Source organism: Rhodopseudomonas sp. BR0C11, from assembly GCF_010820945.1.
Taxonomy (GTDB): domain Bacteria; phylum Pseudomonadota; class Alphaproteobacteria; order Rhizobiales; family Xanthobacteraceae; genus Rhodopseudomonas; species Rhodopseudomonas palustris_H.
In genome coordinates, this window is sequence record NZ_QTKI01000206.1 from 1 (window position 1) to 8,385 (window position 8,385).

The window sequence follows — 8,385 nt, forward strand, 5'->3', positions numbered from 1 at the left end:
GCCTCTACACCCCGCCCGACAGCGTTTCGAATGCCGAGCTGGTGGAGGCGTTCAACACCTATGTGGCGAACTTCAACGCGGCGAACAAAGCGCGGATCGAAGCCGGCGAGATCGAGCCGCTGCAGCCGTCGTCCTCGGAATTCATCGAGAAGGCCTCGGGTATCAAGTCGCGCTACGTGGTGGCCAAGCCCGGCATCGTCGATCCGGAAGTGATGCGGCCGATCATTCCGGAGCGCTCCAACGACGAACTGTCGATCCTCGCCGAGATGGCGGTGACCGCGGCCGAGCAGGCGATCGAACGCTGGGGCAAGCCGCGCGAGCGGATCGGCGCGGTGCTGTGCGCCTGCTCCAACATGCAGCGCGCTTATCCGGCGATGGCGATCGAGGTGCAGAACGCGCTGGGCCTTGGCGGCTTCGCGTTCGACATGAACGTCGCCTGCTCGTCGGCGACCTTCGGGCTGAAGACCGCGGCGGATTTCGTCGGCGGCGGCTCGGTCGATGCGGTGCTGATGGTCAATCCGGAGATCTGCTCCGGCCATCTCAACTTCCGCGACCGCGACAGTCACTTCATCTTCGGCGACGTCGCCACCGCGGCGATCGTCGAGCGCGCCGATGATGCAAACGGCGGCTGGTCGATCCTCGGTACCAAGCTGAAGACGCAATTCTCCAACAACATCCGCAACAACGCCGGCTTCCTCAACCGCGCCTGGCCGGAGGGCCGCGACAACGTCGACAAGCTGTTCGTGCAGCAGGGCCGCAGGGTGTTCAAGGAAGTGGTGCCGCTGGTCTCGGAGATGATCATCGAGCACGCCCGCGAGATCGGCATCGATCCGCACGGCCTGAAGCGGATGTGGCTGCACCAGGCCAACATCAACATGAACGAGATCATCGGCCGCAAGGTGCTGGGCCGCGATCCGACGCGGGACGAGAACGTCATCATCCTCGACGACTACGCCAACACCTCGTCGGCCGGCTCGATCATCGCCTTCCACAAGCACCAGGACGACATGGCGCCAGGCGACCTCGGCCTGATCTGCTCGTTCGGCGCCGGCTACTCGGCCGGCACAGTGTTCGTGCAGAAGCGGTAACAGTCTGACATCGCGCTCTCCCCGTCCTTGCGAGGCGCGAAGCGACGAAGCGATCAGAAGCCAGGGGCACGGCGTCGCTGAATTGCTTCGCTCGCAACGACGATCAAAGTCCGCTTGTCCCGCCGGCTTGCGTCCTCCGCCGCTGCGCCTATCTCCCGAGCATCGCCATCCGCCTCGAGGAGACCGCCATGCCGCATCCCGCCATCGCCAAGGATCAGGTCGCCGTGGTCACCGGCGGCGCATCGGGGATCGGCTTTGCGGCCGCCAAGCGGTTTCTGCAGGCCGGCATGAAAGTGGCGATCGCTGATCTGAACGCCGATCACCTCGCCCGCGCCGCCGAGCTGCTGGCGCATGTCGCAGGCGGCGGCGCCGACGACGTGCTGGCGAAGGAAACCGACGTCGCCAAACCCGACCAGCTCGAAGCGCTGCGCGCCGCCGTCACCGCGCGGTTCGGCAGCGTCGACGTGGTGATGAACAATGCCGGCATCGAGCCGCCGAGCACCGCGCTCGGCCCGCGCGAGGCCTATGAGCGCATCCTGGCCGTCAATCTGTGGGGCGTGATCCACGGCTCGCAGATCTTCGCGCCGGACATGATCGCCCGCGGCCGGCCGGGGCTGATCATCAACACCGGCTCCAAGCAGGGCATCACCACGCCACCGGGCAACCCGGCCTACAACGTCTCCAAGGCCGGCGTGAAAGCCTACACCGAAGCGCTGGCGCACGAGCTGCGCACCACCGAGGGCTGCGCGGTGACGGCGCATCTGCTGATCCCCGGCTTCGTCTTCACCGCGCTGACGGCGCGCGGCCGCAGCGAGAAGCCGGCCGGCGCCTGGACCGCCGAGCAGACCGTCGACTTCATGCTGGCGCGGCTCGACGACGGTGACTTCTACATCCTGTGCCCGGACAACGACGTCCCCCGCAGCCTCGACGAACGCCGCATCGCCTGGGCCGCCGGCGACATCATCGACAACCGCCCCGCGCTGTCACGCTGGCACCCGGCCTGGGCCGACCGCTTCCGGGCATTCGTCGAGGGCAAGTAGCAAGCCAAGGCGCGGGCGTCTTGTTGAGAGCCTGACCGGAAAGGCGGGCAGCTCATTGAAAGGCTCCGATGAGCCGTTCAATTGCCGATGAGTTTCGTCATGGCCGGGCTTGTCCCGGCCATCCACGCCTGTCTTGCTGCGTTCGCTGCAAGGCGTGGATGCCCGGGACGAGGCCGGGCATGACGGGTTGGACGAAAGTGCTTGATTTCACTGCGCGCTTTTCCGTCGGCTCTGAGGCGCCCGCCGGCTCAAGCCTGCGCTGTCGCCACCGCGTCGCGCGCTGACCCGGCGTTCGAGTCGAACAGCACGAAGCGGTTGCGGCCGGCGCGCTTGGCGGCGTAAAGCGCCGCATCCGCCTCGGCAAAGGCGGCGTCGATTGAGCCGCCCGAGACCACCCGGCAGGCGCCGATCGACACCGTCAGCGCGATGTCCTGCCCATCGTCGGAGCGGATCGGCGCGGCGTTCATCGCGGCGACCACCCGGGCGCACAGCCCTCGCAGGGCGTCCGCATCGCGATCCTCGACCAGCACGACGAACTCGTCGCCGCCCCAGCGGCCGCAGCTGTCCCGCTCGGTGAGGAGCGGCGCGAGCCGCCGCGCGGTTTCGCACAACAGCCGATCGCCGGCCAGATGGCCGAACACATCGTTGACGTCCTTGAAGCCATCGAGATCGATCAGCAGCAGCCCGGCCGACCGCGGCGCCAGGGGCGAGGCGGCCAGCCATTGTTCGAACACCTGGGTGAAGCCGCGGCGGTTGGGAATCTCGGTCAGCAGATCGATATTGGCGAGACGCCGCAGCTTCTCGGTCCGCTCGTCGACCAGATCCTCGAGAAGGCGGGTGTGGTCGCGCACGGCGTGCGCCATGCCCGACAAGGTGCGCGACAGCCGGCCGATCTCGTCGCTGCCCTGGTCGACGACGATATGGTCGAAGTCGCCGTCTTCGACCCGCCGCGCGGCCGCCTCGACGGTGGCGAGCCGATCGAGCACGACCCGGCGGAACAGGATGGTAACGAGCGCGACCGCCGCCGTCATCATCACGATCAGCAACAACGCGATCGGGGTGAACAAGCTGCGATCGATGATGGCGTCGATGTCCATCAGCGTCACGTTGAACCAGCCCAGCTGGTCGAGATAGCCGACTCCGACCAGAAACTCGCGCCCCCCGATGTTCATGAAGCGCGATTCCACCGCCACGGCGCCGGCGGAGACGCGCCGCATCATGGCGCCGAGTTCGGCGGCGTCGGCGGGACTGTCGACCTGCTGGAAGATCGTCTTCTTGGTCTTGGTGTCCTTGGTGAGGCTGTGGAAATCGACCATTGCCGGATCGCGATGCGCCTGGATGGCGCCGGCATGATCGACGAACATGCTGGTGACGCCGGTCTGCGGCAGCGCCACCACCTCGCTGATGAATTCGGTGAGGTCGACGCCGGTGCCGATCACGCCGAGAATCCGGCCCTGCTCGGCGATGACGCAGTTGATCCACACTTTGGTGACGGCGAGATGGTCGTCGCGGTCGACATTGAGCTGGCACGGCTGTCCGGCCGCGATCGTCTTGAAATACCAGCCGTCGCGCGGATTGTCGCGCTTGACCTGATAGCGGAGCTGGTTTCCGTCGTAGGCGTTTTCGGCGTTATTGAAGTAGTAATTGCCGGACCTGTCGACGACGAAGAAATAGCTCTTGTCGTGAAACGACAGCCGGTAGTGCTCGAGCTCGGCCAGCCCGAGCTTGGTCTTGGCGGGGTCGGCCTCGTCGCGGGCCCAGGCCCGCACCGCCGGCGACCGGGCGACCGTCTCGGCCAGCGAAACCTCCCGGGTCAGCGCCTCGAGGCCGCGGTAGCGGTCGAACAGCACTTGCTTCTCGGCGAACAACGTGCCGAGCGCGACTGCGGTCTTGCGGGTGAGGAATTCGAACGCGGCATAGGCCGGCAGGGCGACCAGACCGAATACGCAGATGGTGACGACCAGAAACCGGGTCTTGAGGCTGGTGGCAATCTGATTCCAGAGACCGCGCATCGGGCTTCGTGTCATCTCCGCCGAAACAAGCCATCGCTCCGAGCGACCGCCGGACGCGGCTGCGCAGAATGCACCAGATACAATTCAGATCTGAATGCTTCACTAATGATTCACGCTTCAGTGCCGTTCGCCTCGATCATCGATCGCCGCAAAATCAATCAGGCAGCTCCACCGGCGTCTCGACAAGACATGCGCCGTCGCCTCGATCGTTTGAACGGCGCCAAAGCGGCGGCTTGGCTCTAGCTCGCCCGGTCGAATTCGATCCGGGCAGTGGTGCCCGGGCCGGCGTCGTAGCTGATGCGGCCGCCGATCTGGGCGGCGAGGTTGTGGATGATCTTGAGGCCGAGGCTGTTACCAGCGCCGGGGGCCTCGGCCGGCGTCATGCCCTTGCCGTCGTCGGAGATGGTGAAGACGATGCGCTCGCCGTCCTGCACCAGCCGTAGCGCGATGGTGCCGCGGCCGTCAGGAAACGCGTGCTTCAGCGCGTTGGTGACGATCTCGACGGCGATCAACGACAGCGGCGTCAGCTTGGTGAGATCGAACTGCACCGGCGGCATCTCGACCGTGAAGCGCACGCCGCTGGCGCCTGCCGCGTCGCCGAGATTGGCACACAGATCCTGGAAGAACTCGCCGACCGGCCTTGTGACGTTGGCCGGGTCGTACAGATGGCGGTGAATCCGCGACATCACGTCGAGCCGCACCCGCGCGTCGTCGAGCGCGGTCAGCATCGCGGCCGGATCGTCGCCGGCGCGCTTGGCATAGAGCCGCAGCATCGCCGAGACGAACTGCATGTTGTTGGCGACGCGGTGCTGCAACTCCTGAAACATCGTCCGCTGCTGCTCATACAGCCGCGCGGTCTCCTCGGCGTCGGCGCGCAGCCGCGCGGCGGCCAGGTGCATGATGTGGATCAGCGAGATATCGACCGTGACGATGAACACGTAAAACGCCAGCGCGATCGTGGTCGGCGGCGACAGGTCGAAGCTGAAGAACGGCGGAATGAAGATGTACCACGCCGCCAGCCCGCTCAGCACCGCGCAGATGATGCCGGGCCGCAGCCCGAAGAAGAACGCGGTGAGAACGACGGCCGGAAAGAAGGTCAAATAGGGAAAGCCCGGCGGCAGCACCGGATCGAGCACCATACGCAGCAGCAGCGCCGCACCGGTTGCCGCCACCGCCGCCAGATCGCCGAGCAGCCCCAGCGACCGCAGCCGCCGCGTGGCGTGAATGATGTCCCAAACTTTAAGTCGCGCCAAAGCAGGCTCTACGGATTCGGATCGTGGAGCGGCGACTATGGCCGAAGCGGAACTGGAAGGACAGGTGGTCGCGGCCATGGCGGCTCTCCTCGTCCCGGTGCCCACCGGACATGCGTCATAGCTACTGTTGTTTGGACGGCGCGGGGCGCCGATCGGCCTTGCGCTTCGGGGCGCCTGCCCCGTCGCGCCGCGCCCGAACCGAGGGCGCGCGGAACGCTGTGAGGCTTCCGGCTTGCTTCGTGCTCTCCCCGGCGGCGATTGTTACGCTTAGGCTCGTCACCGTCGGGACTAAGCGGAGCGGACGCGAACGTCCGGACCTTTTGTCTCCTGCGGCCGGGCGGCGTGCAGGCGCTCCGTCCTGCGGCTCCATAGGCCGCGAGGCCGAGCCCTGCGGACTCCCTGCCTCGCGGCCCCGCCGCCGACCCACCGCTGCCGCGTCCACCGCACCGCGCCTCAAGACGATCGCGAGCCGCCCCTCGTTAGCGAGACAGGAAGATGGGAATATACGCATAATAGGATTTTTGTCTTATATACTGGGGAAATAAGATTATTATCCTAGTTTGGAGCGAGCCGGCTGTCCCTCGCCTGAAATAGGGCAAGGCGCACAGAGGGGGGTGGATGTGAATACCCTAGGGGTGGTTGAAGAGCGCGATAATCGAATTCGCAAGGCCAGCGAAATCGTTGAGCGCTCTAATAACGGGCCTTCGTTTGAAGTATGCGGTTTCGTTGATGCTTACCTGCATGGTGAGATCAATTTTAGGATGAGGTGCGGCCTTCGCGAGTATGCCGATTACGGCTTCGTCATCTCCGCTGCGCATCCAGCCCGTCGCCACTGGCGTAAAGTGTCCAATGCCCCAGGATATAACGCCGAGTCGACCGGGGTGGATCTCCGTTGTCAAAAGCCGTTGATGCTTGCGCACAATGTCGAGTTGATGGAGGGCGTAAAGAAGTTCGTTCCCTCCTTGGTACGGCTTCAACGATTCGATGATCGTTCGTTCGGTGGTGGGGAGGGCCTTTATGAGTTTGTGCCCCTTGTATCCTCCGGATGCGAAGATCGTCGCGCTCTTGGTGACTGGAAAGTAGGATTCATCAACAAGGGATGGGCAGTGGCGAAGGGCGAGCGTGGCGGCGAGTATGTCGAGGCTGCTTCGAATACAGTTGATGTATGCCCCAGCTTCGACTTGAAATTTGAGCGGGAACGGCTCTTTTTCGACAGCCAGAACGACATTGTTCGGGGAATTGTCTGGCATCTCTTTGATGGTTACGTAAACGTTAGCTTTGAGCCACGAATCAAGTCGCGCCTGGAAGTCTGGGAATTGGGATACGGCCCAATCGACCGAGGACTTGGCTGCTTGTAGGTCATCCCGCATGTCGAATTCCAATAACGATATCGAAAAGACCAAGAAACTCATGGGCGCTCTCGTGCGGTTGAAGCCTAAGCTGCACGAGGAAATGAAGATCGGAAAGAAGACAAAAAAGCAGGCGGCGCCCAAGAAGAGTAAAAGTCAAAAATCTTCGTAATTAGTCGGCGGGCCATAGTTCGGCGCGACATACACCCCGAATACAAAATCTGACGAGCAGTTGAGGCACTTATAGTGATCCTGCCCGTACTCATGCGTAGAGAATTGAAGGATGCTGATATGGCCCTTGCCGTAGCAATTGGGACATGCGCGATGAATTGGTTCGCCGGAGGCTTCAGATTCTTTAAGCTCATAAGCGAACGTGTTTCCCCCGAAATCCTTCAGTTTGTAGCGTTGAAGGCGAGTGCGTTCTGCTTTGAGGGAAGTCACCTCGCTTTCAAGTTCACCTATCTTGCTCAAAAGCGCCGTGCGCTCCTCTTGAGCCGCGAAGGCGCTGTTGTTCGCTTCAATGATCTTGGACTGGAATTCGATAAGTTTCGTATTAAACGCCGCAGCATCGCGCAAACCTATCATGCTTTGCGCGATGTCGTTGGCCGCCTTGAACGCGCTGAGCGCACCGGCGATAGTGGAGACATCAACCATTTCGCTTCCTCCAAATAAGGAAGCGTTTTGTAGCCTGTTTCTTGTTCTTAATGCGAGTCAGTCGGCCGGTACGTCAGGCGCTTTCCCTCGGCACCTTTGAGGGCAAGCCCGTAGGGCGGATTAGCCGAAGGCGTAATCCGCGACGGTTCGTTTCGATTGCGCTTTGTACGCGGCCGATCAGATCATTAAAAAGTATCGGAGATGCCTAAGGCCCAAACCGTTGCGGATCCCTCGCAGTCGAGCCGACTTACAGAGCCACTCGGTTATCGCCAATAAGTAGGACCAAGATCACAAAGATTGTAATGAGTATAGTAGAACTCAGGCAAGCAAGGAAAATCAGCCCTCGCTGACGGCAGGACCGAGAAAAGAATTCTTGCCTCCTCTCCCTTTCAAAAGACGCAAGCATCTCGCTTGTTACTGTGCACTCTGGCGGCGATTCGTACATCGACAGGCCAAGGCAGCCAAGCAGAACTACAGCCACCAATAGATAGCAAACTACAACGGCGCGGAGAGCTCCATCCAAGGCGCTGTTACCGCAAAATAGTCCCACAGCTGCAATCATCAGCGACACGTGAGTGAGAAGAGCTCCGCACTTGGCGTCGATTAGATGGTACATTCGATGCAAATCAGCGATCAGAGGATCTGCCTTCAACTCTTCGCCGATCAATCTGTGCTTGGCGATAAATTCATTCAACGGCAATATTCGAGCGGGAAAAGGAAACAATGAGAACATGACCATCTCCACCAGAAACGCTTACGCAATTCACCTCAATTTTAGAATTATCGGACAATCAGCCAGCGAATGAATTGACCGCAAACAATAGTCTAAAGGTGGCATGCCGCCAGCGCACCCCTTACGCTGAGTTAGCGAGCGTAGCCCGGATGGAGTGCAGCGTAATTCGGGCTACTAACTTGCAGATTCACTGCTCGTGTCGCCCTCCCCCCAGCCCTCTCCCGCAAGCGGGAGAGGGGGGCGCGCTGCGGCGGGG

The 8,385-nt window shown here is 62.4% G+C and carries 7 protein-coding genes; 2 read left to right on the top strand and 5 right to left on the bottom strand.

The genetic code is table 11. The features are described 5' to 3' along the window. A partial coding sequence (locus DYI24_RS15985; protein ID WP_164572994.1) for a beta-ketoacyl-ACP synthase III occupies positions 1-1,088 on the top strand: 1,088 nt, incomplete at its 5' end. 188 nt (positions 1,089-1,276) lie between these two features. After that, a complete protein-coding gene (locus tag DYI24_RS15990; protein WP_164572995.1) occupies positions 1,277-2,128 on the top strand; it encodes an SDR family NAD(P)-dependent oxidoreductase in 852 nt (283 codons plus the stop codon). Positions 2,129-2,376: 248 nt separating this feature from the next. Here DYI24_RS15990 and DYI24_RS15995 read toward each other — a convergent pair whose 3' ends face one another. The 5 genes from DYI24_RS15995 to DYI24_RS16015 form a co-directional block, all read right to left on the bottom strand. Then, positions 2,377-4,140: a sensor domain-containing diguanylate cyclase gene (locus DYI24_RS15995; RefSeq protein ID WP_164572996.1), complete on the bottom strand. Its 1,764-nt coding sequence runs from the start codon at positions 4,138-4,140 to the stop codon at positions 2,377-2,379. A gap of 239 nt (positions 4,141-4,379) precedes the next feature. Next, a complete protein-coding gene (locus DYI24_RS16000) occupies positions 4,380-5,471 on the bottom strand; it encodes a sensor histidine kinase (RefSeq protein ID WP_164572997.1) in 1,092 nt (363 codons plus the stop codon). A gap of 551 nt (positions 5,472-6,022) precedes the next feature. Next, a complete protein-coding gene (locus DYI24_RS16005) occupies positions 6,023-6,805 on the bottom strand; it encodes a hypothetical protein (protein WP_164572998.1) in 783 nt (260 codons plus the stop codon). Positions 6,806-6,898: 93 nt separating this feature from the next. Beyond that, a complete protein-coding gene (locus tag DYI24_RS16010; RefSeq protein WP_164572999.1) occupies positions 6,899-7,396 on the bottom strand; it encodes a hypothetical protein in 498 nt (165 codons plus the stop codon). A gap of 247 nt (positions 7,397-7,643) precedes the next feature. Beyond that, entirely contained in the window at positions 7,644-8,129 is a 486-nt protein-coding gene (locus tag DYI24_RS16015; protein ID WP_164573000.1) for a hypothetical protein, read from the bottom strand. Between the last annotated feature and the right edge of the window lie 256 nt (positions 8,130-8,385).

Coding starts and splice junctions, on each gene's coding strand:
- DYI24_RS15990 (WP_164572995.1), top strand. CDS start 1,277: ATGCCGCATCCCGCCATCGCCAAGGATCAGGTCGCCGTGGTCACCGGC.
- DYI24_RS15995 (WP_164572996.1), bottom strand. CDS start 4,140: ATGCGCGGTCTCTGGAATCAGATTGCCACCAGCCTCAAGACCCGGTTT.
- DYI24_RS16000 (WP_164572997.1), bottom strand. CDS start 5,471: ATGGCCGCGACCACCTGTCCTTCCAGTTCCGCTTCGGCCATAGTCGCC.
- DYI24_RS16005 (WP_164572998.1), bottom strand. CDS start 6,805: ATGAGTTTCTTGGTCTTTTCGATATCGTTATTGGAATTCGACATGCGG.
- DYI24_RS16010 (WP_164572999.1), bottom strand. CDS start 7,396: ATGGTTGATGTCTCCACTATCGCCGGTGCGCTCAGCGCGTTCAAGGCG.
- DYI24_RS16015 (WP_164573000.1), bottom strand. CDS start 8,129: ATGTTCTCATTGTTTCCTTTTCCCGCTCGAATATTGCCGTTGAATGAA.